Raw genomic sequence first — 25,472 nt, 5'->3', positions numbered from 1 at the left:
GTGTTCCGGCCTGTTTTCGGACGTCACGGACCCCTTGACACCCCCTCCCCGCGACAGGCACATTGAGTTGCGCAACCTGAATCACGTTGCGCAGAAAGCAACTGGACGGTTTTGATTTCCGGAGGTGCGGCGATGGCGGGACCCCGAGTGGTGATCATCGGAGCGGGCGTCGTGGGAGCGGCCCTCGCGGACGAGATCTCCGCGCGAGGCTGGACCGAAGTGACCGTGGTCGACCAGGGCCCGCTGCCCGCCACGGGAGGCTCCACCTCACACGCGCCGGGCCTGGTCTTCCAGACCAACTCCTCCAAGACCATGACCGAGCTGGCCCGCTACACAGTCGAGAAGTTCTGCTCCCTCGACGTCGACGGCAAGCCCTGCTTCCTGCAGGTCGGCGGCCTCGAAGTGGCGACCACCCCCGAGCGCCTCGAGGAACTGCACCGCCGCCACGGCTGGATCACCGCCTGGGGCATCGAGGCCCGCCTGCTGAGCGCCGACGAGTGCGTCGAGCAGCACCCGCTGGTCAACCGCGACCGGGTCCTCGGCGGCCTCCTCGTCCCCACCGACGGCCTTGCCAAGGCCGTCCTCGCCGTCGAGGCGCAGATCCGCCGGGCCACCGAGCGAGGTGTGACGTTCCGCGCCCGCCACGAGGTCCTGGACGTACTGCAGGCCGACGGCCGCGTCACCGGCGTCCTCACCGACCAGGGCGAGATCCCCGCCGACATCGTCGTGTGCTGCGCCGGCATCTGGGGCCCGAAGATCGCCCGCATGGTCGGCATGAACCTCCCGCTCACCCCGCTCGCCCACCAGCTCGCCTGGACCGGCCCCGTCCCGGCGCTCGCGGGCCAGACCGAGGAGGCGGTCCGCCCGATCCTGCGCCACCAGGACGCCGACCTCTACTACCGCGACCGCTTCGACGGCATCGGCATCGGCTACTACGGCCACCGCCCGATGCCCATCACCGCCGACGAGATCCTCTCCTTCGACGAGGCCGAGACCATGCCCTCGGTCCTGAAGTTCACGGAGGAGGACTTCGAGCCCGCCTGGACGGAAACCCAGTCCCTCCTCCCCGCCACGCAGGAGGCGAAGGTCGAGGAGGGCATCAACGGCCTGTTCTCCTTCACCACCGACAACTTCCCGCTGCTCGGCGAGTCCCCGGACGTCAAGGGCTTCTGGGTCGCCGAGGCCGTGTGGGTCACCCACTCCGCGGGCGTCGGCCGGGCCGTCGCCGAATGGCTGGTCGACGGCCACTGCTCCTCCTTCGACCTGCACGAGTGCGACGTCAACCGCTTCGAGCCGCACCAGCTCTCCCCGGAGTACGTCCTGGCCCGCGACTGCCAGAACTTCGTCGAGGTCTACGACATCCTCCACCCCCTCCAGCCGTCCGGGAAGCCGCGCCCGATCCGAACCAGCCCCTTCCACGCCCGCCAGCAGGAGCATGGCGCCTTCTTCCTGGAGGCGAACGGCTGGGAGCGCCCGCAGTGGTACGAGGCCAACGCCTCCCTCGTCGAGGGCCGCTCCATCCCCACCCCGAACGACTGGGCCGCGCAGTACTGGTCGCCCATCGTCGGCGCGGAGGCTCAGGCCACCCGCGAGACCGTCGCGATGTACGACATGACGGCCCTCAAGCGCCTGGAGGTGACCGGCCCCGGCGCCGCCGACTTCCTGGAGCGCCTGACCTCCAGCAAGGTCGCCAAGTCGGTCGGCTCGGTCACGTACACGCTCCTCCTCGACCACGACGGCGGCATCCGCAGCGACGTCACCGTCGCCCGTCTGGCCCGCGACCTCTTCCAGGTCGGCGCCAACGGCAACCTGGACCTGGACTGGTTCACCCGCCACCTCCCCGCCGACGGCACCGTCCAGGTCCGCGACATCACCCCCGGCACCTGCTGCATCGGCCTGTGGGGCCCGCTGGCCCGCAAGGTCCTCCAGCCGCTGACGGACGAGGACTTCTCCAACGACGGCCTGAAGTACTTCCGTGCCAAGCGCGCCTACATCGGCTCGGTGCCCGTCACCGCCATGCGCCTGTCGTACGTCGGCGAACTCGGCTGGGAGCTGTACACCACCGCCGACCAGGGCCTGAAGCTGTGGGACACCCTGTGGCAGGCGGCCAAGCCGCTGGGCGGCATCATCGCCGGCCGCGGCGCCTTCAACAGCCTCCGCCTCGAGAAGGGCTACCGCTCCTTCGGCACCGACATGACCTATGAGCACGACCCCTACGAGGCCGGCGTCGGCTTCGCCGTCAAGCTCGACAAGAGCGACTTCGTCGGCAAGGAGGCGTTGGAGCGCCGAAAGGAGAACGTGCGGCGCAGGTTGACTTGCCTCACCATCGATGACCCGCAGTCGGTCGTCCTGGGCAAGGAGCCGGTGTTCGACGGTGACCGCGCGGTCGGGTACGTCACCAGCGCGGCGTACGGCTACACGATCGGCAAGGGCATCGCCTATGCGTGGCTGCCCGCAGAGGTTGCCGTGCCCGGCACCACGCTGCACATCGGCTACTTCGACCAGCGCATCGAAGCGGTCGTCGCCGAGGAGCCGCTGTTCGACCCGACGATGTCCCGTCTCCGTGGCTGAGCGCAGTCGAACGGCTGCGGGTGCGTCGTGGCTGGTCGCGCCCCGCGGCGGAGCCGCATATCGATACAGCCCCGCGCCCCTGGAAGAACCGCAGTTGCCCTCTGGGAAGGAGTGCCGTCGGTGACCGCACAGCTGCTTGACGGGAAGGCGACCGCCGCCGACATCCGTCGTGAACTCGCCGAGCGCGTGGCCAAGTTGACGGCTACCGGTGGCCGTCCTCCCGGCCTCGGCACCGTCCTCGTCGGCGACGACCCCGGCAGCCATGCCTACGTCGGCGGCAAGCACCGAGACTGTGCGCAGGTCGGTATCGCCTCCATCCGGCGTGATCTGCCCGCCGAAGCGACACAGCAGCAGGTCGAGGACGTGATCGACGAACTCAACGCCGACCCGGCCTGCACCGGCTACATCGTGCAGCTCCCGCTCCCGAAGCACCTGGACGCCAACGCCGTACTGGCCCGCATGGACCCGGCCAAGGACGCCGACGGACTGCACCCCGTCAACCTGGGCCGGCTCGTCCTGGGCACCGAGGCGCCACTGCCCTGCACTCCGCGCGGCATCGTCGAACTGCTCCGCCGCTACGAGGTGCCCCTCGCGGGCGCCCGGGTGTGCGTCGTCGGACGCGGGATCACGGTCGGACGGCCCATCGGCCTCCTCCTCACCCGCCGCTCCGAGAACGCCACCGTCACCCTCTGCCACACCGGCACCAAGGGCCTGCCCTGGCACGTGCGCGAGGCGGACATCGTCATCGCCGCGGCCGGCTCGCCCGGACTGATCACCAAGGACATGCTGCGCCCCGGCGCGGCCGTCCTGGACGTCGGTATCACCCGTACCGAGAACGGGCTGATCGGCGACATCCACCCGGAGGCCGCCGAGGTCGCCGGATGGCTCGCGCCGATGCCCGGGGGCGTGGGCCCCATGACCCGGGCGATGTTGCTCGCCAACGTCGTCGAGGCCGCCGAGAGGAACGCGAACGCCGTATGAACGCGCTGAACACCCCGCTGGCGGAGCTGGACCCCGAGGTCCACGCCGCCCTCGCCGCCGAACTGCACCGCCAGCAGTCCACGCTCGAAATGATCGCCTCCGAGAACTTCGCCCCCACCGCCGTGATGGAGGCGCAGGGCTCGGTCGCGACCAACAAGTACGCCGAGGGCTACCCCGGCCGCCGCTACTACGGCGGCTGCGAACACGTCGACGTCACCGAGCGGTTGGCGATCGAGCGGATCAAGTCCCTCTTCGGGGCCGGTTACGCCAACGTCCAGCCGCACTCGGGCGCCCAGGCCAACACGGCTGTCTTCTTCGCCCTGCTGCAGCCGGGAGACACGATCCTCGGCCTGGACCTCGCGCACGGCGGTCACCTCACCCACGGCATGCGCATCAACTACAGCGGCAAGATGCTCAACGTCGTGCCGTACCACGTGTCCGAGGCGGACAACCTCGTCGACATGGACGAGGTGGAGCAGCTCGCCAAGGAACACCGCCCCAAGATGATCATCGCGGGCTGGTCGGCGTACCCGAGGCAGCTGGACTTCGCGGCCTTCCGCCGGATCGCCGACGAGGTGGGTGCCTTGCTGATGGTCGACATGGCGCACTTCGCGGGCCTGGTCGCGGCCGGGCTGCACCCCAACCCCGTCCCGCACGCCCACGTCACCACCACGACCACGCACAAGACGCTCGGCGGCCCGCGCGGCGGAGTCATCCTCACCAACGAGGCCGACCTCGCCAAGAAGATCAACTCGGCGGTGTTCCCCGGCATGCAGGGCGGCCCGCTGGAGCACGTGATCGCCGCGAAGGCGGTGTCCTTCAAGGTCGCCGCGTCCCCGGAGTTCGCCGAACGCCAGGCCCGCACCCTGGCCGGCTCCCGCATCCTGGCCGAGCGCCTGACGCGGCCCGATGCGGCCGCGGCCGGGGTGAAGGTGCTGACCGGCGGCACGGACGTCCACCTGGTCCTCGTCGACCTGCGCAACTCCCCGCTCGACGGCCGTCAGGCTGAGGACCTGCTCCACGAGATCGGCATCACGGTCAACCGCAACGCGGTCCCCTTCGACCCGCGCCCGCCCATGGTGACGTCCGGCCTGCGCATCGGCACCCCGGCGCTGGCCACCCGTGGTTTCACCGAGGAGGACTTCACGGAGGTCGCCGACGTGATCGCGCTGGCGCTCCAGCCCGAGCCCGACACCGCGGCCCTGCGCGCCCGCACCGAGGCACTGGCCGCGAAGCACCCGCTCTACCCGCACCTGTCACAGGCAGCAACAGAAGCCGGAGACACCCGATGAGCCCCCGCACCCCCGGCGCCGAGCTCCCCGAACACCCCGACTGGCTGTGGCGCACACCCGACCCGAAGCGGTCGTACGACGTCGTCATCGTCGGCGGCGGCGGACACGGCCTGGCCACCGCCCACTACCTGGCGAAGAACCACGGCATCACCAACGTGGCCGTACTGGAGAAGGGCTGGCTCGCGGGCGGCAACATGGCCCGCAACACGACGATCATCCGCTCCAACTACCTGTGGGACGAGAGCGCCGGCATCTACGAGCACGCCCTCAAGCTCTGGGAGGGGCTGGCGGACGAGCTCGACTACCCGATCCTCTTCTCCCAGCGCGGCGTGCTGAACCTGGCGCACAGCCTCCAGGACGTCCGCGACAGCGTGCGCCGCGTGGAGGCCAACCGCCTCAACGGCGTGGACGCGGAATGGCTCGACGCGGACGGCGTCAAGGAAGTCTGCCCGATCGTCAACATCAGCCAGGACGTGCGCTACCCCGTCCTCGGCGCCACCTACCAGCCGCGTGCCGGCATCGCCAAGCACGACCACGTGGCGTGGGGCCTGGCACGCTCGGCCGACGCCGCCGGGATCGACATCATCCAGAACTGCGAGGTCACCGGCCTGGACGTGGTCGGCGGACGGGTGGTCGGAGTCCAGACCAACCTGGGCCCGATCGCGGCGGGCAAGGTGGCCCTCTGCTCGGCCGGCCACACCTCGGTCCTGGCCGCCATGGCAGGCATCGAACTCCCGGTCCAGAGCCACCCGTTGCAGGCGCTGGTGTCGGAGCTGCTGGAGCCGGTCCACCCCACGGTGGTCATGTCCAACGCGGTCCACGTGTACGTCAGCCAGGCGCACAAGGGCGAGTTGGTGATGGGCGCGGGCATCGACGCGTACAACTCCTACACCCAGCGCGGCGCGTTCCACATCATCGAGGACCAGATGGCGGCGGCCCTGGAACTCTTCCCGGTCTTCGCCCGCGCCCACGTCCTGCGCACCTGGGGCGGCATCGTCGACGTCAGCCCCGACGCCTCGCCGATCGTCGGCCTCAGCCCCGTCGACAACCTGTACCTCAACTGCGGCTGGGGCACGGGCGGTTTCAAGGCCACCCCCGGCGTCGGCTGGGTCTACGCCCACACCATCGCCAACGACACCCCCCACCCGCTCAACGCCCCCTTCTCGCTCGACCGTTTCACCACCGGCGCGCTCGTCGACGAGCACGGCGCGGCCGCGGTGGCCCACTAGGGAGCCGAACCCATGCTGCTCATCCCCTGCCCGTGGTGCGGGCCCCGCGACGAGGCCGAGTTCCACTACGGCGGCCAGGCCCACGTCCCCTACCCGGAGAACTCCGCGGATCTGACCGACGAGGAGTGGGCCCAGTACCTGTTCTTCCGCGACAATCCCAAGGGCCCCTTCGCCGAGAGGTGGAGCCATTCCGCGGGCTGCCGCCGCTGGTTCAACGCTGTACGGGACACGTCGACGAACGAGGTATTGGCGGTGTACCGGGCGGGGGAGGAGCGTCCGGCGACCTTTGAGCCCCGCGCGGTGATTTCTCAGCCGGGTCCGGCACAACCAGCCCGTCCGGCGTTTGAGGACGAGGCCCCTTCAGGGCCGATCGGGGGTCTGGGGGCAGAGCCCCCAGCACGGCTCGGCAGCCAACCGAACCGCCTGGCCACGGGTGGCCGAGTCGACCGCAACGCCCAGCTGACGTTCACCTTCGACGGCACCGAATACCAGGGCTTCCGCGGCGACACCCTCGCCTCGGCCCTCCTGGCAAACGGCGTCATCCAGGCAGCGACCAGCATCAAGCTGGGCCGCCCCCGCGGCATCTTCTCGGCCGGCGTCGAAGAACCCAACGCCGTCATCCAGATCGAGGAACCCTTCCCCGAGCCAATGCTCCCCGCGACAGCGGTCGAGCTCTACGACGGCCTGGTCGCCACCAGCCTCCCCGGCCAGGGCCGCCTCGCCACCACCCCCGACCCGGCCCGCTACGACGCCGTACACGACCACTGCGACCTGCTGATCGTCGGCGCCGGCCCGGCCGGCCTCGCAGCCGCAGCCGCCGCAGCGAGCAGCGGCGCCCGAGTGATCCTCGCCGACGACCAGCCCGCCCTCGGCGGCAGCCTCCTCGGCACGGCCGAACTCCTCGACTGGGTGGACGAGTTGAACACCCGACTCGACGCCGCCCCCGACGTCCGCGTCCTGCGCCGCACCACCGTTTTCGGCTACTACGACGACAACCACCTGCTCGCCGTCGAGCGCCGTACCAACCACCTCGGCGCCCAGGCCCCGCAGAACGTCTCCCGCGAGCGCGTCCACCGCATCCGCGCCCGCCGAGTCGTCCTCGCCACCGGCGCCCACGAGCGCTCGCTCGCCTTCGCGGACAACGACCGCCCCGGCGTGATGCTGGCCGCCTCGGCCCGCACCTACGCCAACCGCCACGGAGTCCTGCCCGGCCACCGCGCCGTCGTGTTCACCACCAACGACAGCGCCTACGCCGCCGCGCTGGACCTCGCCGGGGCCGGCGTGGACATCGCGGCCGTCGTCGACACCCGCCCCGAACCGGGCGCCTGGGCGGACCGTGCCCGCGCGGCCGGCATCGAGGTACTGCCCGGCCACGCCGTCACGGGCACGGACGGCGACGCACGTCTCACCACCGTGACCGTCGCCCCGTACGGACAGACCGAAGGACAGCGGGAGTTCAGCGCCGACCTGCTTCTGGTCTCCGGCGGCTGGAACCCCGTCGCGCACCTGTTCAGCCAGTCGGGCGGCAAGCTCCGCTACGACGAGACGCTCGGCACCTTCCTGCCCGAGGCCGGCCGGCAGGCCGTCGAGGTCGCGGGCAGCGCGAGCGGCGTGTTCGACCTGGCAGGCGTCCTCGCACAGGGCGCGGCCGCCGGCGCCCGTGCGATCGAGGCCGAGGGCTACACCCCCGAGGCACCCCGCCTCCCGCAGGCACCTGCCCAACCCCGGCCGACGCCGCCCATGCAGGTGTTCGCCGTGCCCGGCCGCGAAGGCGCCCTCCGCTTCGTCGACCTCCAACGCGACGTCACCATCGACGACCTGACCCGCGCGACCGGCGCCGGCATGCGCTCGGTCGAGCACACCAAGCGCTACACCACCGCCGGCACCGCCAACGACCAGGGCAAGACGTCCGGCGTCCTGGCCAGCGGCGTCGTGGCGGAACTCCTCGGCGTGGACATCTCCACGCTCGGCACGACCACGTTCCGCCCGCCGTACACACCGGTCTCCTTCGCCGCCCTCGCGGGCCGCGACCGCGGCGCGCTCAGCGACCCGGTCCGCACAACCGCCCTGCACGAGTGGCACGTCGACCACGGCGCGCTCTTCGAGAACGTCGGCCAGTGGAAGCGCCCCTGGTACTACCCCCAGGACGGCGAGGACATGGAAGCGGCCGTACTGCGCGAATGCGCAGCCGCCCGCGACAGCGTCGCGTTCATGGACGCCTCCACCCTCGGCAAGATCGACGTGCAGGGCCCGGACGCGGCCGTCTTCCTCGACCTGCTCTACACCAACATGATGAGCACCCTGAAGGTCGGCATGATCCGCTACGGCGTGATGTGCCGCCTGGACGGCATGGTCTTCGACGACGGCACCGTCATCCGCCTCGCCCAGGACCGCTTCCTGGTCACCACCACCACGGGCAACGCGGCCGCCGTACTGGACTGGATGGAGGAGTGGCTGCAGACCGAGTGGCCGGAGCTGAAGGTCCACTGCACCTCGGTCACCGAGCAGTGGGCCACCGTCGCCCTGGTCGGCCCGAAGTCCCGCACGGTCCTCGGCTCGCTCGCGCCCCAACTCGCGGTGTCCAACGACGACTTCCCGTTCATGGCCTGGCGCGAGACGACCGTCGCGGGCATCGAGGCGCGCGTCTGCCGGATCAGCTTCTCCGGCGAACTCGCCTACGAGATCAACGTGTCACCCTGGGAGGCCCTCGCCCTGTGGGAGGCGCTGTACGAGGCCGGCGCCCCGTACGCCATCACCCCGTACGGCACCGAGACCATGCACGTCCTGCGCGCCGAGAAGGGCTACCCCATCATCGGCCAGGACACGGACGGCACGATCACCCCGCACGACCTCGGTATGAGCTGGGCGGTGTCCAAGAAGAAGCCCGACTTCATCGGCAAGCGCTCCTACGCCCGTGCCGACGCCGTCCGCCCCGACCGCAAGCACCTGGTCGGCCTGCTCCCGGATGATCCCGGCACTTTCCTCCCCGAGGGCACCCACCTGGTCGCCGACAGCGAACTGCCCGCGCCACCTGTCCCGATGCTCGGCCACGTCACCTCCAGCTACCGCAGCGCCGCCCTCGGCCGGACCTTCGCACTGGCCCTGATCAAGGGCGGCCGGGAGCGCATCGGCGAGCGGCTGTACGCCCCCGTCGGCGACCGCCTGGTCCCGGTGACCGTCGCAAGCCCCGTCCTCTACGACCCCGAGGGAGCCCGCCGCGATGGCTGACACCGCACTCACCGCCCCGCCCCGCAGCCCCCTGTCGCGGTACGCCGACCGCCTGGCCACCGCGACGCGCACCTCCCAGGGCGCCGTCCGGCTGGCCGAGCTCCCCTTCCTGACTCAGGTGAACGTCCGCCTCGACGCCAAGGGAGGGGCGGCGGACGCGGTCGGGCTCGCCCTGGGCCTGCAGCTGCCGCTCGAACCCAACACGGCCATCCGCGCGGGGGAGTTGACCGCGCTGTGGCTCGGCCCGGACGAATGGCTGGTGGTGGGCCCGCCGGGCAGCGAGCGGGACTTGGAGACCCGGATCCGGGCGGCCGTCGGAGAGGAGCCCGTCTCCGTCACCGACGTCTCCGCCCAGCGCACCACCCTCCTGGTCTCCGGCCCCCGCGCCCGCGACCTGCTGGCCCACGGCTGCCCGCTGGACCTGCACCCGCGCGCCTTCGGCGCCGGACGCTGCGCCCAGACGACGCTGGGCCGCACACAGGTCGTACTGGTCGCCCGGGACGAACCCGGGGCCGGATTCTGGGTACTGGTCCGTTCGTCCTTCGCCGGCTACCTGACGGACTGGCTGTTGGACGCGGCGACCGAATACATCTGAGGACATCCGCGAGCAGCATGCGTGCGCCGATACGAGAGCGGACGGTGCGGGGGCACCGCCCCCGCACCACAAGCCCGTACGGCCGTTACATCCGCTGCCACAGGGCTGGTGTGCCCTCCGGCGACCAGGCTCCCTGCGCCTGGTGGGTCTGCAGGCACTGGTAGCGCACGCCCGCGTGGGTCACGATGGTGCCGACCTCGTAGACGCGGCCGGAGGACCATGCGTTCGCCGTGCCGGTGCCCTGCGGCGCGGGCGGGCCGGTCTGAACGGTCGCGGTCTTCAGGGTGAGGCCGAAGGTGCTCAGGATCGGGTTGACCGGCTGGTAGAAGGTGGTTCCGCCGGACGTGCAGTCGCCCGAGCCGCCGGAGGTGACGCCCTGCGCCTGGCCGCCGGAGATGAACGGGCCGCCGGAGTCGCCCGGTTCGCTGCACACCGTGGTCCGGGTCAGGCCGCCCACGGTGCCCTCGGCGTAGTCGACCGACGTGTTGTGCTGCTGGATGGTGCCGCAGTGCCATCCGCTGGTGGAGCCGGAGCGGCAGACCGACGCCCCGACGAGCGCCTGGACCGAGCCGGCGACCTCCGTGTTCCTGCCGCCCTCCCCCTTGACGTCGGCCGTGGCGGTCCAGCCGCTGTTGACGGCGACCCAGGACATGTCCTTGCCGGGGAAGGTGGAGCCCTGGAACGTGCCCTGGTCGGCCTTGTTGTAGCCCGTGGTCCTGGCACCGGCCTTGCCGCAGTGGCCCGCGCTGACGAAGCCCTGCTGCTGGCTCTTGGTGATGGAGAAGCCGATGGAGCAGCGGGCGGCGTTGTTGATGTAATAGGCCTCACCGCCGACGAGGTTCTCCATCAGCCGCGGCCGGTCGGCGGACACCCGGACGGCCACACCCCGGTCCGCCGCCCCCGCGGCCTTGATGAAGGCGGTGGCAGCCGACTGCCTCGTCGCCTCGACGACGACCCGGTTCGCCGGCACGTCGACGTACCAGACCGGTGTGTCGTGCGTCTTCACGCGGACGGCGGCCGCGTCCATCTTCGCCTTGAGGGCCTCCAGGGCGCTGAGCGGCGTCTTGACGACCGCGGCCTTGGCGCCCTGCGCCTTGATGGCGGGCACGTCCTCGGCATGGGTGGTCGCGACGGTGAGCTCGGCGGAGGTCTTCCCGCTCACCCACGCTCCGGCGAAGTGCCCGCCCAGGGCGTTGTGCAGACGGCCCGCACGGGTGCCCGCCTCCTCCTCGTTGACCAGCCGGGCGGCCGCCTGCGCCCGCGTCAGCCGCAGGTCGCGCTCCATCGCGCGCAGCACCTGCGGCGACGGTCTGTCGGCGCCGAGGGTCCGGGCCGCGGAGGGCAGTGGCCCCGGCGCGGGCGGCGGGGCGGCCGCCGCGGCCGCGGGGATCCCGGTGAGAACGAGGGTGCCGAGTGTGGCCAGGGCGGCGCGGCGCCTGCCCGCTGCATGTCTGCCGACCATGCGGTGTACCTCCTGCTGAGTACGGGGGAGACTGAGGCGAATCCGTAGGCGGCCTTGCCGCAAAGGCCCGGAACGATGTCAAAGGCGGAGGTCTTTCGCGCTTTGGGGGACGCCTGGGGTGCCATGTGCAGTACGACGGCATGCGTGACCGCCGCAGGAACGCTTCGTGGAGGCCGGGCCGGTCGGCTACAGGCTGACGACGACGAGGGCGGTGTCGTCGGTGTTGCCCGTGGACGGCAGAAGGTCGGCCAGGAGGGCGTCGGCCAGGGCTTCGGGAGCGGTCTGCCGGTGGCGGGCCAGGCAGTCGGCGAGGCGGCCCAGGCTGGTGTCGACGTCTTCGGTACGGCGCTCGATCAGACCGTCCGTGTACAGCACCAGCGTGTCGCCCTCGGTGAAGGGGACACGGGCCTGGGGGCGGGCGACGTGGTCGGGGCGTGCGTCGATCGGCGGGTCGGTGGCCTGGTCCAGGAAGGACACGGTGCCGTCGGAGTGCAGCACGGCGGGCGGCGGATGGCCCGCGCAGCTGTAGGTGATGCTGCGCCCGCCCCAGTCGACGAAGGTCGTCGCCACCGTGGCGGACTCGGCCCCGTCGACGCAGCCGGCGTACATGTCCAGGGCCTCCAGGGCCTGCGCCGGGCCGTCGGCGACACGGGTGGCCGCGCTCAGGGCGCTGTGCAGCTGTCCCATGGCGCAGGCGGCGGCCAGACCATGGCCGACGACATCGCCGACCGCGACGGCCATACGGTCGCCGGGCAGGTCCACCAGGTCGTACCAGTCGCCGCACACGTTCAGGTCACCGATGGCGGGCTGGTAGCGCACGGCTGCCTGATGCTGTCCGAGATGCCTTGGGGTGGGCATCATCGCCGTCTGCAGGGCCAGGGCGACCTCGCGCTCGTGGGCGTGGGCCTTGCGCAGCCGCTCGTTGACTTCCTGCAGTTCCCGGGCGCGGGTGTAGAGCTCGGCCTCCAGCACGCGTGCCCGGTCGCCGCCGGTGCGGCTGCCGCGGGCGCGCAGGAGCTCGGTGACCTCCTCCACGCGGTGCACGACCAGTGTCACCTTCCCGTCCGGGCCGAGGACGGGGGCGTTGACCGGGCTCCAGAAGTGCTCCTGCCAGTGGCCGGGCCGCTGGGCGTCCTCGATGTCGTAGCGCAGCACCGCCATGGTGTCCCGCTCGCCGGTGGCCACCACGCGCAGCATCGACTCCCGGGTCTCCCGCATACCGGCCGCGGCCGGATCGTTCGGGTTCTCGGGAAAGACATCGAAGATGTAGCGGCCCAGCAGCTGCTCACGTGAGCGCCCGGCCAGTTGTGCGAAGTCGTCGTTGACGTCGACGTAGACCAGCTCGGGGGTGAGCAGGGCCACCATGCCGGGCAGGGCCTGGAAGACCGCCGAGTAGTCGATCGGTTGCGGTTTCCTCATGTGCTGCCTGCCTTGGCGCCAACCATCAGTGTGTTCCGACGACGTGTCCCCACGACGTGTTCCCACGATAGAAGCGAATACGGCAGGTGGCCTGGGCTTGCGCTCTTCCGGGCCCCGGCGGGCGGCGGTCAGCCGCGGGGCCGTGTCCCTGTCCTCGCCGACATTCGGGTCGCCGCGTCGTGGACCAGCCGTGCGTGGAGTTCGAACATCGCCACCAGGTCGACGGCATCGCCGTTGATCTCCCGGTGCACGAAGAGGCCGTCGGCGCCGGCGACGGCGTAGGCGGTCAGGGTCTGTACGTCGTCCTCGGCCAGGTCCGGGAACAGGTCCCTGACCACATCGGCCGTTCTCTGGTGGGCGATGTCGCGGACCTGGAGGAACACCGTCCGGCCCCGGGGCTCCGTGGGGCGGCGCTCCAGGGCGAGCATCAGGCCCAGACGCAGGAAGTCGGGGACGTCGACAAGGGCCTTCGCGACGTTCGCCGCCATCGCCGTGACCCGCTCCAGCGGCGTACCGGCCTCTTCGCCCGGCAGCGCAACGGCCGCGAGCCAGCTCTCGAAGCTGCGCTCGATGACCGCGGCGATCAGGTCGTCCTTGTCCTTGAAGTGCCAGTAGATCGAGCTGGCGGGCAGCCCGCACTTGGCGCTGACCGCGGCGATGGACGTGCCCTCGTAGCCGCGCTCGCCCGCGATCTCCACGGTGGCGTCGAGAATGCGGCGGCGGGACTCCACACCGTTGGCGCGCTGCTTCCGCTCGGTGGTCCCCCTGGTCATGTGCGCCTCTCCGGTCCGTGCAAGGGTCTGTGCCGTCGTTGAACGGCGGCCTCTTTCCGACCAGCCCACTCTAATTGGAGCAGGTGCTACAGCAGCACGGATCCCGTGCACGTTCATCTAGGGTTCTCAAATGCGTGGTGACGACGTATCCGAGCGCAAGAACGCCTTCGTGGATGCGCCCGGCGCCGGGGCGGCGCGGCGGCGCAGATGGCTGGTGGGCTGTTCAGTCCTCGTGATCGTGGCGGTGGGGGTGGGCTGGTACGCGTGGCCGACGAGCCAGGAAGCGAGCACGGATCCCCACGTGCGCAACCCGGGCAGGGAACAGCCGATCTGCGCCTCGTCGGACGGGCGGACGCTGTATGCAGACGTGGACGGCGACGGCGTGGTGGACGAGGTGCACGACACCAAGGACCGTGACGGGCGCACGGGCGTCACGTTCGAGGGACCTGGCGGCAAGCAGGTCCGGCACCCGGTGTGGTCGATCGTCACCACGGCGAAAGGGCGCCAGAAGGCTCATGCGTCGCCCGAGGAGGGATTCCGGGCGGCGTTCGGAGATTTCGACAACGACGGCCGCGTGGACATGGCCGTCACGTATACCGCACTCGACAAGAGCGACGATCCAGTCGACTCGGCGAGCATGCACGAAGTGCGCTGGGGGCCGCTGGGCCGTGACCTCAAGGGCAGGAGCCGGGGTTCGATCCGGATGAGCCATGGTTACTACATCGACGGTTTGCGTGCGGTGGCGGGCAACCAGCACAGCGCCGGCGCCAACGCCAACCCGCCCGCCGCAAGACTGCTGATTCACCAGACGACCGGCGACGGCGCATTCGAGACATACCAGGGACAGAAACTCGGTCATGATCTGGTGGTGCCCGATGAGCCGTTGCCCCGATGGGGACAGGAATTCGCCGAGCAGAAGGACGGGTGGACTGACCTGGGCGAGTGCCCGGCATCACCACGAAGCATGGCAACCGGCCCCTAGACGAATGGATCCGATTGCGGGGTTCACGGACGCAGGGAGGGTGTGCGACATCGGGTTGTGACGACCGAGTCGGACACATGCAACGCACCGGCAACCGATCCACTGCGCACTGATCGCCTACGATCGCCGGCCCCTTGGAAGCGATTCTCTAGTGGGCGCCAGGGGGAAGTAGATGCGGCGCCCGCGCCCCGAGGATGCCGAAGACCTCCGCCTTCGCCAGGCTGCGCAGTTCCGCCAGGAAGGCGGGGTCCACGTGGCCCTCCCTGGCCCAGATTCCGGCGAGGGACTCGGCGCAGCGCTGGGCCAGGTCGCTGTGGAAGTCCCCCGCCCGGATGGCGCGGATCAGGGCCGCCTCGACAAACGGACCGGAGAGGTACTCCAGATCCGATGCCGCGTCGTCCTGCTCGTCCTCGCGCGCCGTGGGGTCTTCGAGGAGGCGCACCAGCGCAACTGCGCGCTCCTCGTCCGGGATCTCCGGATCGATCCACACCGGGCCCGGCGACGGGATCGCCGACGAGTCCTCATCCGCACTGCGGGGCTGCTCCTTCCCGAGCAGCCTCGCCGCCCAGTTCCTCATCTGAAACAGATCCCCGATCCCGTCCCTCATGCCCTCGCCGATCCCGCCGCCGACCACGGTCCCGACCGGCCCGCCGAAGGAGCCGACCTCGGCGCCGTCGGCACATCGTAGATGCCGTACGCGACAACTGCTGCGATCAGCAGCCCGCCGCCGGCCTCGGGCGAGGGGATGTACCCCCTAGCTCTGCGGGACGACGTCCTTGACGAACACGAGCCCGTCGCTTCCGGCCAGGTGGGCCGGGTCGAACGGGGCGTAGCCGAACCACGGGGACACACGGGGCGCGGGCCGGGTGTCGCCGAGGGCGGTGGTCAGCCGGGAGGTGTCGACGACGCAGCGGTCCTCCGGGAGCGCGTACAGGAGTCCTTCGACGGTGTCCGGCGGCGGGGTGTCCACTCCCTGGTGCCGGATCGTGCCGAGGGCCGTGGCCAGGAAGGCGTACTCCTCGCCCAGACGGGTGCTCACGAGCGCGCCGGCGCTCCACCACTGCAGCGGCATCCCGCCCATGCGCATCGAGCTCTTCTCCCGCTGGAGATGGCCGTTGTGGGCGTGGACGAGCGCAGGGCCCCGTTCGGCGACGGCGAGGAGGTTGTCGGCCATCATCTGGTCCCGCAGGGCCACCAGCCGTGTCATGCGGCTCGGCGAGGTGTCGGCCATCCAGTAGTGGTAGCGCAGCAGGCCGGTTGCGGTCCGCGCGTACAGGCGCGCCCGGTCCCAGTCGTCCTGCGGGGTCACCGTGATCAGGTACGGCGTCTGCGCGTCGAGCAGGGCCGCCAGATCGTCGGCGAGCAGCCTCAGCTCCCTGGCCTCGGACGACTGTCCCACGGACTGGGCCGGGTCCATCATCGCGGCTGGGTTGGTCCACCGGTCGTCGGTGCCGAGCAGGCGGTCGAGTGTTTCCGCGGTGCAGGGGAGCAGGTCAGCGTCCACCCGGGCCGCGAGGCAGCCGTGGAGTGCGGTGAGGGTCTGCCGGGGGCTCGCGGCGCCGGTCATCTCCAGCGGGCCGTCGAAACCGGCGAAGCGGAGCCGCTCGGACACGGGCCGGCCTTCGTTGTAGGCGTGCATCCAGCGCACCAGCTTGCGGTTGGCCGCGGAGGTGCCCCAGCCATGGCTGAATCCGTGCTCCATGACGTCGTCGAGGGTGCCCGTGCCGGCGGTGACGTAGTCGTCCACGGTCAGGCCCATCAGGCAGTCGCTCTCGATCGCGATCGTCCGGTAGCCCTCCTGCTCGACGAGCTGCCGGAAGAGCTCGTTGCGCAGGTCGAGCAGAGCGTCCTCGCCATGGGTGGGCTCGCCCAGAGCGAGCAGCCGCGGCCGGGCCGGGAGCAGCCTCATGACGGCGGCCGCCTCGACGGCATGCGTGGTGTCCTTGATGTCGGTGACCATGCCTTCAACGGTATCGTTGAACTTTCCATTGAGACTTCTTCGCGATATCGGCAGGAGCATGGGGCAAAACCTTCAAACCGGCGAGCGACTCAGGCCGATCGATCTGGCGCGCGGGCACGGTCTGTCCACGCAGGCGATCAGGAACTACGAGGAGGCCGGCATCCTTCCGGCCGCCGCTCGCACACCCCACGGCTACCGCACCTACACCCCGCTGCACGCGGGAGCCCTGCGCGCGTTCCTCGCGCTGGTGCCCGGCCACGGACACCGGACGGCGACGGCGATCATGCGGGCGGTGAACGAGGCCGCGGTCGAGGAGGCGTACCGCCTCATCGACGAGAGCCACGCCCAGCTCCTCGACGACCGCCGGACTCTCCAGGCCGTGGAGAGCGCCCTCCGTGACCTGGATCCGACCGCGGCGTCCGCGCCGCGTGCGGGCTCCGGGCCCGGCGGCACCTTCATCGGACCGCTCGCAGAACAGCTCGGGATCCGGCCCGCCACGCTGCGCAAGTGGGAGCGCGCCGGGCTGGTGCAACCGCGCCGCGATCCGCTGACCGGCTACCGCGTCTACGACGAGTCCGCCGTACGGGACGCCCGGCTGGCCCACCAGCTCCGGCGCGGAGGCTATCTGCTGGAGCAGATCGCCCCGCTGATCGCCCAGGTGCGGGCGGCCGGCGGGCTGGAGCCACTGGAGGCCGCACTGCGCGACTGGCACGGGCGGCTGTCCACCCGCGGGCGGGCGATGCTGACGGGGGCTGCCGAGCTGGAGGCGTATCTCCGCACGCGCGGATGAGACTTCGGCGTTGCCGGTGGCACCGCTGGAATTGAGCAGCGGTCGCCACCATGGTGGTGCCATGTGCTGGAGTGCGACGGCAGATCTCGTCGCGGGTGCCGGGATCGCCTGCGTGGGTGTGGCCTGCGTGGCGCGCGTGCACCGGACCGGCGATCTCCCGCTTGCCGCGCTGCCGTTGCTGCTCGGCCTCCATCAGCTGGTCGAGGCACGGGTCTGGCAGGCAGGGGGCGGCACCGGGCCGGCCACCGTCGCCTGGGCCGTGATCGCCTTTCCTCTGCTTGCGGTGTGGGTGCCGCTGGCCGTGGTGTGCGCCGTTCCGCGGCATGCCGCAGCCCGGCTGGCGATTCCCGTGGCGTCCGGTGTCGCGACCGCGGCCGTGCTGGCGCACGCCATGGCCACCCGTCCCGCGCGGGCCGAGATCCGCGGGCACACCGTCGGCTACGTCATCGGGCTGCCGCATGCGGGCGTGCTCGTCGTGGGCTATCTGCTGGCCACGGTCGGCGCGTTGCTGCTGTCCGGCGACCGCCGGCTGCGGGGGCTCGGCCTCCTGGCCGGGGTGGGCGCGCTGGTGTGCTGGGCGCTGTGGCGGCTGGAGTTCGTCTCGACGTGGTGCGCGTTCGCGGCGGTGTGCTCGGTGGTGGTGTTCCGGTGGGTGGTGGGCCGACGGCCGAGGTCTCACGGCGCAGTTCGGCCCACGCCTGACACGGTGTGAATGCGGCTCTCCGACGGCGCGTCCGCGCCGATCGAGAACAGCAGCGGCCGCAGCTCCTCGAACTCCTCGACCTTGCTCACACTGATCCCCTTCCCCCTGACGCCCTCCCGGCGGGCCGGATTGCCACACCCCCTGAGCGCCGTGGTTCCCCGAGCCGCTGCTGAGCGATCCTTATCAGGATCCGGCGCGGTCGGTGGAGCCGGCCGACTCGGTGTCGATGGCGGCACTGCTGTTGTTGGAGCGGCTCAGCCCGCTGGAGCGGGCGGTGTTCGTGCTGCGCGAGGTGTTCGCCTTCGGGTTCGACGAGATCGCGGCGGCGGTGGGGCGTTCGCAGGCGGCATGCCGACAGCTGCTGGTACGCGCGCGGCGGCACATGGCGGCCGTACGCCACCGGTTCGCGGCGGACCGTCAGGACCGGCAGGAGCTGGTGACACGGTTCTTCGACGCGCTGCAGAACGGCGACGTGGGCGGGTTGCAGAACCTGCTGGCCGCCGATGTGCAGCTGGTCGGGGACGGCGGCGGCAAGGCCCCGCAGCCGGCCAGGGCCGTCATGGGTGCGGAGAACGTGGCCCGGCTGCTGGGCACGGTCTTCCCCTGGCTGCTCCGGATCGACGTGACGTTCGAGCTGCACGAGGTCAACGGCCAGCCCGGCGCGATCTTCCGCGACCGGGACGGCAAGGTCCTGCACACCATGGTCCTCGAGGTGTTCGACGGCCGGATCCAGACCGTCCGGGCGGTGACCAATGCCGACAAGCTCGGCCACCTCGGCCCCGTCTTCCCGGTCGGCGACGCCTGGGCCCTCGACCGCGAGGGGGAGGCAGGCTCGCCGGCAGAGCAACTGACCGCGGCCGTTCGGACCCCCTCCGCGCCTCCGCGCAGCCGCCCGACGAGCGGGTGTGAGGACTCGGTGCCAGGCTGGGTCCGTACGAAATCCGCGAAAGGGCAGTTCCGTGATCACCACTGATTTCGTCCCCGGTTCTCCTTGTTGGCTCGACCTCGGTGCTCCCGACGTCCGGGCCGCCGCAGCCTTCTACGGCGCCGTGCTCGGCTGGGACTACGAGTCCATGGGCGAGGGCGGGGAGATGGAAGGCGGGATGTTCAAGAAGGACGGCAAGACCGTCGCCGGGCTCGGCAAGCTCACCGAGGAGGGCGCCCGCTCGGCCTGGATGATCTACTACAGCGTCACCGACGCGGACGCCACGACCCGGACCGTGGAGCGGCTGGGCGGCACGGTGCGGGTGGCGCCCATGGATCTGCAGGACTGGGGCCGGATGGCGCAGTACAGCGACCCGCTGGGCGGCCAGTTCGCCGTATGGCAGCCGGGGACGGACAAGGGCGCCGAGCTGGTGGACGAGCCGGGCTCGCTGTCCTGGACCGAGCTGTACACGAGCGACGCCGCGGCCGCGCAGGAGTTCTACGGCGGTGTCCTCGGCTGGCAGTTCGCCGACATGGAGCTGCCGGGCGGCGGGGGCACGTACATCCTCATCACTCCGGCCGGGCTGCCCGCGGAGCGCATGCAGGGCGGCCTGATGGAGGTTTCCAAGGAGGCCCTCTCACTGGCGGACGGGCGGCCGTACTGGCACCCGGTGTTCGCCGTCGCCGACTGCGACGCGGCGGTCGCCAAGGTCACCGAGAACGGCGGCAGTGTGCAGATGGGGCCGCAGGACGCGGAAGGCGTCGGGCGGCTGGCCGTCTGCCTCGATCCGTCCAGGGCGGACTTCGTCGTGCTCACCCCGGCCCAGGCCTGAGCCTCCCGAAGTCAGTGCCAGCCGAAACGGCGGTCCACCAGCGCTGCGAACTCCTCCAGAGTCAGTACGGCGTCCCCATTCTGGTCGGCGGCGTCGAACAGGGCGGAGGAGGCGTCGGCGTCCCCCAGGGCCCAGAACGGCAGATCTCCCGACGCGGCCAGGGTCGGGCCCTTCGTCCGCAAGGCGATGATCACCTCTTGGCGGGTCAGGGTCCCGCTGTGGTCGAGGTCGAGCGCCTCGAACAGCTTGCGTGCCTTGTCACTCATCGTGTCGCCCCCGTTCCTTTCAACGGCGGGCATCGCAGCCTGCCTCGTACACGAACGAACTCACGAATGAACTCACGGATGAGAACGCTTCTCCCGCCACCCGGGTTCCCCGCCGCGCCCGTCTAGAGGGCCCGGGCGATGAGCAGGGCGACGTCGTCGTGGTCGTCGGGGTGGCGCAGACCGTAGAGCAGGAGGTCGCAGGTTTCCTCCAGGGGGCGCATGGGTTCGTCGAGGAAGCTGAGAAGGACGTCCAGGCGGTCGTCGATGGGGTGGTGCCGGGTCTCGACGAGGCCGTCGGTGTAGAGGACCAGCAGGTCGCCGGGGTCGAGACGGGCCGTGGTCGTCTCGAAGGGGATGCCGCCGACGCCGAGCGGGGCGCCGGAGGGCAGGTCGAGCAGCTCGGCGGGGTGCTCCGGGCCGACCAGTGCGGGCGGCATGTGTCCGGCATTGGCGATGTGGCACAGCCTCGTGCGCGGGTCGTACACCGCGTAGAGGCAGGTGACGATGTAGTGCTCCAGATCGCAGGTGATCTTGTCGAGGTGCTGGAGCACGGCCTCGGGGGCGAGGTCGAGGTCCGCGTAGGCGCAGGTGGCGGTGCGCAGCCGGCCCATGGTGGCGGCGGCGTCGATGCCGTTGCCCATGACGTCGCCGACGACCAGGGCGGTCCTGTCGTCGCTCAGCGGGATGACGTCGTACCAGTCGCCGCCGACCTCGCTTGTGGCCTGGGCGGGCTGGTAGCGGGAGGCGAGTTCGAGGCCCGCGTGCTGCGGCGGGTGGTCGGGCAGCAGGCTGCGCTGCAGGGTGAGGGCGGTGTTGCGCACGCTCTGGAACCAGCGGGCGTTGTCGATGGCCACGGCCGCGCGCCCGGCCAGCTCGCTCGCCAGGACGACATCGTCCTCGTCGAAGGGGAGCGGGTTGGTGGTGCGCTTGAGGTCCAGGGCACCGAGCACCTCGCCGTGGGCGATCAGCGGCACGGCCAGGTACGAGTGGACGCCGGCCCGGGCCAGCAGCGATCCGGCCTCGGCGTCCCGGGCGATGCGCGGCAGATCGCGGTCGCCGACGTGCCGCACCAGGACCGGCCGGCCGGTGTGCACGCACAGGGTGACCAGGCGGTCCCCGTCGTAGGCCGCGAGGCCGCCGGGCGGGTCGGCGGCGCGCAGCGCCACGGTCGGGTGGGCCGCCTTGAGCGCAAGGGCGCGGAAGAGCTCCGGGCCGTCGTCCGGTCTGCGCGCACGGCGGCAGGCCAGGGCGGAGTCGAGGACGTCCACGGCGACCACGTCGGCGAGCTGCGGGACGGCGATCTCGGCCAGTTCACGGGCGGTCTCCTCCACCTCCAGCGTGGTGCCCACGCGCACCGAGGCGTCGGCGATGAGGGCGAGGCGGCGCCGGGCCCGGTCGGCCTCGGCGGCCGCGCGGTGCCGTTCGGTGACGTCGACGACGGAGGCGGCCGCGCCCAGGACCCGCCCGCCGGGGTCCTCGAGCCGGTAGAAGGACAGCGACCAGGCGTGCTCGTGGTCGGGGTCGGCCGGCGGGCGGCCCACGTGGTACTGGTCGAGCAGCGGGGTGCCGGTGGTCAGCACCTGACGCAGCGCGCCCTCGATGGAGTCGACGTCGCGCAGCGGCAGCGTCCCCCTCAGACCACGGCCCAGGTGCTCCTCGGCGGGGATGCCGTCGATGCGCTCCAGCGCCGGGTTGACCAGGAGGTAGTGCAGATCGGGGTCGAGGAGGGCCAGGCCGATCGGGGACTGGTTGATCAGCCGTTCGCACAGGGCCAGATCGGTCTCGACGCGCTGGAGCAGGTTGTGGTCGGCCACGATGCCCAGGGCGTAGACGTCCCCGAGGTCGTCCTGGAGGCGCATGTTGCGGAACTCCATCACCCGGGTGCTGCCGTCCTTGTGCCGGATGGGGAAGGCGCCCGCCCAGCTCCGGCCGGTCTCCAGCACCTCGGTGAACAGCTTGACCACCGACTTCAGGTGCTCGGGGTGGATGAACAGCTGGGCCGCGTACCTGCCGAGCGCCTCCTGCGCGGTGTATCCGAACAGTTCCTCGGCCTGCGGGGTCCAGAACACGATGCGTCCGTCGGCGTCGACGACCGTCGCGGCCACGCTCAGGACATCCAGCAGACCGGTCGGCGGGGGCGGTTCGAAACCGTCCGTATCACTGTCGGAAGGGAAGGATTCGGCTGTCATCCCGCAACCACCTCCACCGTTCGGCGGGGTCCGCGGACCCCGGCCGGAGTCGCCGCCACCCGGGGTTCCGACCAGCGGCCCTTCCATGCTCCCTCCGCGCCGGGGAGGGCGGAAGCGCTGCGGGCCGGGCGGGGACGTCCGCCAGGGCCGTGCACATCGGGCGGACTAGCAGGAACATGGTCGTGTAAAGGACGGCACCCGGACGGCACCCATGGATCCTGCGCGAGAAACATCCGACGGGCCGACGCCCCCAGGGCCGCGCGAACTCCTCGACGCGTCCACCGACGCGGCGGCGGTCGTGTCGGCGGCGGGCGTCGTGCTCGGCTGGACCCGGGGTGCCGAAGCACTGCTCGGCCACCCGGCGTCCGAGGTGGTCGGCGGCTCCGCCGCGCGCCTGGTGGCGATGCCCGACGACCCGGCACGGGTGGCCGGTGTGGCGGAGCGGTGCCGCGCCGGAATGGGGTGGAGCGGTCTCATCTCCGTACGGCACCGCGACGGCCGGACCCTCGACGTCGACCTGCGGGTCTCCGCGTCCTTCCGCATCGGCGAGGACGAGTGCTTCCTGATGTCGGCGCGGGAGCAGCGGCAGCAGTGGTCGGTCGGCCAGTCCGTCCTCGACGGGTTCCTGACCCGTTCCCCCATCGGCATGGCGGTGATGGACCAGCAGCTGCGCTACGTATGGCTGAACGACACCCTGGAACGCTTCGGCGGAGTGCCCCGCGAGCAGCGGCTGGGGCGTCGGCTGAGCGAACTGCTGCCCGGGCTGCAGGCGGCCGCCATCGAGGGACTGATGAACAAGGTCCTGGAGACCGGAGTCCCGGTCACCGACCACGAGTACCTGGGCTGGAGCTGGGCCGATCCCCACCGCCAGCACGCCTACTCCACCTCCTTCTTCCCCCTGGTGGACGCCGGCGACTCCGTCACCGGGGTCTGCTACATGGTCCAGGACGTAACCGAGCGGTGGACCGCCCGCCGGCTCCTGACGCTGGTCAACGAGGCGGGGACCAGCGTCGGCACCACCCTGGACGTGATGCGGACGGCTCAGGAACTCGCCGACTTCGCCGTACCCCGCTTCGCGGACTTCGTCGTCGTGGACCTGCTGGAGCCCGTCCTCAGCACCGAAGGGCACGGCGCGTGGCTGACGGACGCCGGGCCCGCCTCCGTCGGGCCGGTGATGCGCCGCGCCGGAATGAGCTCGGTGCGCGAGGGCTGCCCGGAGGCCGTGGCACGGGTGGGGGACCGGGCGGGCTTCCTGCCTCCGTCGCACGACGTGAACCTGCTCGTCGACGGCGAGCCGGTCCTCCTGCCCGTCCTCGATCCGGCCGACGAGCGATGGGTCGCCGAACAGCCCGAACGGGCGGCAAAGATAAGGGAGTTCGGGCTGCACTCGTTCATCGCCGTGCCGATGCGGGCACGGAACACCGTCCTGGGTATCACCACGTTCATGCGGTCGCTCAATCCCGTCCAGTTCCAGCCCGACGACGTCCTGCTGGCCCGGGAACTGGTGGCGCGGGCGGCGCTGTGTGTCGACAACGCCCGCCGCTACACCCGGGAACACACCGCGGCCGTCACCCTGCAGCGCAGTCTGCTGCCGCAGGCCCTGACGGGCGGGACCGCGCTGGAGGTGGCCTCCGCCTATCTGCCGGCGGACCCGACGGGGGGCGGCGTGGGCGGGGACTGGTTCGATGTGATCCCGCTGTCCGGGGCCCGCGTGGGCCTCGTCGTCGGCGACGTGGTGGGGCACGGCATCAGCGCCGCGGCGACCATGGGACGGCTGCGCACCGCCGTGCAGACTCTTGCCGACATGGAGATGCCCCCCGACGAACTGCTCGCCCACCTCGACGACCTCGTGCTGCGGCTGAGCGCCGAGCGGGCCGACGACGAGGCGGCCCACCGCAGCACCACCGCGTTCCTAGGGGCGACCTGCCTGTACGCCGTCTACGACCCCGTCACCCGGCGGTGCACGATGGCCCGCGCCGGCCACCTGCCCCCCGTCGTCGTCGCGCCAGACGGACACGTGTCCTTCCCGGAGCTCCCGCCCGGGCCTCCGCTCGGGCTGGGCGGGATGGCGTTCGAGGCCGCCGAGATCGAGCTCGCCGAGAACAGCCTGATCGGCCTCTACACCGACGGCCTCATCGAGGGCGCCGACGGCGACATGGAACTGGGCATGTCCCGGCTCGGCGACCTGCTGGCCCGCTCCGACACCGACCTCTCCACCCTGTGCACATCCGCGGTACGGCAACTCGTGCCCGTGCCGCAGCCCGACGACATCGCCCTTCTCCTCGCGCGCACGCACGCCCTCGGCGCCGACCACGTCGTCTCGTGGCACGTGCCCGTGGACCCCGCCGCCGTCGCCGACATCCGCGCCCGCGCCACCCGCCAGGTGGCGGCCTGGGGGCTGACGGACCTGGCCATGACGACGGAACTCGTCGTGAGCGAACTGGTCACCAACGCGATCCGCTACGCCGAGCCGCCCATCCGGCTACGGCTCATCCGTGACTCCCGCCTGACCTGCGAGGTCGCCGATGCCAGCAGCACGGCCCCCCGGCTGCGGCATGCCCGCAGCACGGACGAGGGCGGCCGCGGCCTCTTCCTGGTCGCCCAGCTGACCGCACGCTGGGGCGCCCGCTACACGGCCGACGGAAAGATCATCTGGGCCGAGCAGGAGCTTCCGTGACGCGGTGCGGCGGGATCTGCCGCCATCGGGCGACTCCTTGACAAGGGGTGGGGGCGACCCGAAACTGTCGTTGCGCGTCGCGCATGCAGTTTCGTAATACGCATCGAGGTGGTCATGAAGCTTCCCGCGTGCCGTCTCGCCGACCTGCCGCGAGGCGAGGCGTTCCGGCTCGAGTCCGACCCTGCCGTCGCCGTGTTCCACACTGAGGACGGCGAGCTCTACGCGATCGACGACACGTGCACCCACCAGGACGCCTCGCTCGCCGACGGCTGGCTGGAGGGCTGCGAGGTGGAATGCCCGCTGCACGCCTCGAAGTTCGACCTGCGCACCGGCGCCGTCGACGCCCCGCCGGCCCGGCTGCCCGTCCGCACCCACCAGGTCCTCGTCGAGGACGGCATGATCCACGTCGAGCTGTCCGACGCCCCGCCGAACCTCCCGCCGACCTGCGCCGCCGCCCGTCTGGGAGGGGCCGCGCTTGCCGGAGGGGCCGGGTGAGGAGTGTGGCGGTCGTCGTCGACGAGCCCCATCGCCCCGGCGACAGGCGGCCGGTCGTCAGGGTGTCCGTGACCGTCCTGAGCGCCGGTGAACAAATCCCCGC

At 71.4% G+C, this 25,472-nt stretch carries 19 protein-coding genes and 1 pseudogene; 13 read left to right on the top strand and 7 right to left on the bottom strand.

The window, feature by feature from the left end:
* Positions 1-132 precede the first annotated feature (132 nt).
* The 6 genes from ACFY10_RS40655 to ACFY10_RS40630 all read left to right on the top strand — a co-directional run bounded on the left by ACFY10_RS40655 (position 133) and on the right by ACFY10_RS40630 (position 9,896).
* A complete protein-coding gene (locus ACFY10_RS40655; RefSeq protein WP_390670339.1) occupies positions 133-2,571 on the top strand; it encodes an FAD-dependent oxidoreductase in 2,439 nt (812 codons plus the stop codon).
* 120 nt (positions 2,572-2,691) lie between these two features.
* The gene (locus tag ACFY10_RS40650) at positions 2,692-3,552 is read left to right on the top strand and encodes a bifunctional methylenetetrahydrofolate dehydrogenase/methenyltetrahydrofolate cyclohydrolase (protein WP_390670338.1); all 861 of its coding nucleotides are present in this window, start codon (positions 2,692-2,694) and stop codon (positions 3,550-3,552) included.
* A complete protein-coding gene (gene glyA, locus ACFY10_RS40645) occupies positions 3,549-4,844 on the top strand; it encodes a serine hydroxymethyltransferase (protein ID WP_390670337.1) in 1,296 nt (431 codons plus the stop codon). Before ACFY10_RS40650 ends, glyA begins: the two co-directional genes overlap by 4 nt.
* Positions 4,841-6,073: a sarcosine oxidase subunit beta family protein gene (locus tag ACFY10_RS40640; RefSeq protein WP_390670336.1), complete on the top strand. Its 1,233-nt coding sequence runs from the start codon at positions 4,841-4,843 to the stop codon at positions 6,071-6,073. Before glyA ends, ACFY10_RS40640 begins: the two co-directional genes overlap by 4 nt.
* 12 nt (positions 6,074-6,085) lie before the next feature.
* Entirely contained in the window at positions 6,086-9,301 is a 3,216-nt protein-coding gene (locus ACFY10_RS40635) for a sarcosine oxidase subunit alpha family protein (RefSeq protein WP_390670334.1), read from the top strand.
* Positions 9,294-9,896 carry a sarcosine oxidase subunit gamma gene (locus ACFY10_RS40630; protein WP_390670333.1) on the top strand — a complete coding sequence of 201 codons (603 nt, stop codon included), beginning with the start codon at positions 9,294-9,296 and terminating at the stop codon, positions 9,894-9,896. The genes ACFY10_RS40635 and ACFY10_RS40630 overlap by 8 nt, the downstream gene beginning before the upstream one ends.
* An 85-nt stretch (positions 9,897-9,981) precedes the next feature.
* On the opposite strand, the gene ACFY10_RS40625 is transcribed toward ACFY10_RS40630, so the two are convergent.
* The 3 genes from ACFY10_RS40625 to ACFY10_RS40615 all read right to left on the bottom strand — a co-directional run bounded on the left by ACFY10_RS40625 (position 9,982) and on the right by ACFY10_RS40615 (position 13,550).
* Positions 9,982-11,358 carry a carbohydrate-binding protein gene (locus ACFY10_RS40625; protein WP_390670332.1) on the bottom strand — a complete coding sequence of 459 codons (1,377 nt, stop codon included), beginning with the start codon at positions 11,356-11,358 and terminating at the stop codon, positions 9,982-9,984.
* A 186-nt stretch (positions 11,359-11,544) separates the two neighbouring features.
* A complete protein-coding gene (locus ACFY10_RS40620) occupies positions 11,545-12,777 on the bottom strand; it encodes a PP2C family protein-serine/threonine phosphatase (protein ID WP_390670331.1) in 1,233 nt (410 codons plus the stop codon).
* Between the two features lie 128 nt (positions 12,778-12,905).
* A complete protein-coding gene (locus tag ACFY10_RS40615) occupies positions 12,906-13,550 on the bottom strand; it encodes a TetR/AcrR family transcriptional regulator (protein ID WP_390670330.1) in 645 nt (214 codons plus the stop codon).
* Positions 13,551-13,680: 130 nt separating this feature from the next.
* Here ACFY10_RS40615 and ACFY10_RS40610 point away from each other — a divergent pair, with 130 nt between their 5' ends.
* Positions 13,681-14,532 carry a hypothetical protein gene (locus ACFY10_RS40610; RefSeq protein ID WP_390670329.1) on the top strand — a complete coding sequence of 284 codons (852 nt, stop codon included), beginning with the start codon at positions 13,681-13,683 and terminating at the stop codon, positions 14,530-14,532.
* 148 nt (positions 14,533-14,680) lie between these two features.
* On the opposite strand, the gene ACFY10_RS40605 is transcribed toward ACFY10_RS40610, so the two are convergent.
* Both ACFY10_RS40605 and ACFY10_RS40600 read right to left on the bottom strand, forming a co-directional pair.
* On the bottom strand, positions 14,681-15,109 hold the full coding sequence (locus tag ACFY10_RS40605) for a hypothetical protein (protein ID WP_390670328.1): 429 nt from the start codon (positions 15,107-15,109) through the stop codon (positions 14,681-14,683).
* A gap of 177 nt (positions 15,110-15,286) precedes the next feature.
* Entirely contained in the window at positions 15,287-16,492 is a 1,206-nt protein-coding gene (locus tag ACFY10_RS40600; protein WP_390670327.1) for an erythromycin esterase family protein, read from the bottom strand.
* A 58-nt stretch (positions 16,493-16,550) separates the two neighbouring features.
* Between ACFY10_RS40600 and ACFY10_RS40595 the strand changes: the two genes are divergently transcribed.
* The 4 genes and pseudogenes from ACFY10_RS40595 to ACFY10_RS40580 all read left to right on the top strand — a co-directional run bounded on the left by ACFY10_RS40595 (position 16,551) and on the right by ACFY10_RS40580 (position 19,742).
* Complete coding sequence (locus tag ACFY10_RS40595) at positions 16,551-17,282, top strand: TioE family transcriptional regulator (RefSeq protein WP_390670326.1); 732 nt, start codon at positions 16,551-16,553, stop codon at positions 17,280-17,282.
* A 61-nt stretch (positions 17,283-17,343) separates the two neighbouring features.
* On the top strand, positions 17,344-17,994 hold the full coding sequence (locus ACFY10_RS40590; protein ID WP_390670325.1) for a DUF6629 family protein: 651 nt from the start codon (positions 17,344-17,346) through the stop codon (positions 17,992-17,994).
* A gap of 139 nt (positions 17,995-18,133) precedes the next feature.
* A pseudogene (locus tag ACFY10_RS40585) lies at positions 18,134-18,836 on the top strand (sigma factor-like helix-turn-helix DNA-binding protein); the annotation flags it as partial.
* A gap of 108 nt (positions 18,837-18,944) precedes the next feature.
* A complete protein-coding gene (locus ACFY10_RS40580) occupies positions 18,945-19,742 on the top strand; it encodes a VOC family protein (protein WP_390670324.1) in 798 nt (265 codons plus the stop codon).
* An 11-nt stretch (positions 19,743-19,753) separates the two neighbouring features.
* Here ACFY10_RS40580 and ACFY10_RS40575 read toward each other — a convergent pair whose 3' ends face one another.
* Positions 19,754-20,008, bottom strand: a complete 255-nt coding sequence (locus ACFY10_RS40575) for an EF-hand domain-containing protein (RefSeq protein ID WP_390670323.1) — start codon at positions 20,006-20,008, stop codon at positions 19,754-19,756.
* A gap of 122 nt (positions 20,009-20,130) precedes the next feature.
* Positions 20,131-22,197, bottom strand: coding sequence for a SpoIIE family protein phosphatase (locus ACFY10_RS40570; RefSeq protein WP_390670322.1), 2,067 nt, complete (start codon positions 22,195-22,197; stop codon positions 20,131-20,133).
* A gap of 211 nt (positions 22,198-22,408) precedes the next feature.
* On the opposite strand from ACFY10_RS40570, the gene ACFY10_RS40565 reads away from it, so the two are divergent.
* Together ACFY10_RS40565 and ACFY10_RS40560 are read left to right on the top strand one after the other, a co-directional pair.
* Complete coding sequence (locus ACFY10_RS40565) at positions 22,409-24,874, top strand: SpoIIE family protein phosphatase (RefSeq protein ID WP_390670321.1); 2,466 nt, start codon at positions 22,409-22,411, stop codon at positions 24,872-24,874.
* A 114-nt stretch (positions 24,875-24,988) separates the two neighbouring features.
* Positions 24,989-25,369 carry a bifunctional 3-phenylpropionate/cinnamic acid dioxygenase ferredoxin subunit gene (locus tag ACFY10_RS40560; RefSeq protein ID WP_390670320.1) on the top strand — a complete coding sequence of 127 codons (381 nt, stop codon included), beginning with the start codon at positions 24,989-24,991 and terminating at the stop codon, positions 25,367-25,369.
* The last annotated feature ends 103 nt before the right edge of the window (positions 25,370-25,472 follow it).

The organism is Streptomyces sp. NPDC001401, assembly GCF_042895385.1.
Classification (GTDB): domain Bacteria; phylum Actinomycetota; class Actinomycetes; order Streptomycetales; family Streptomycetaceae; genus Streptomyces.
Note: the sequence above shows the minus strand (reverse complement) of the source record. Positions and strands in the feature narration are given on the sequence as shown.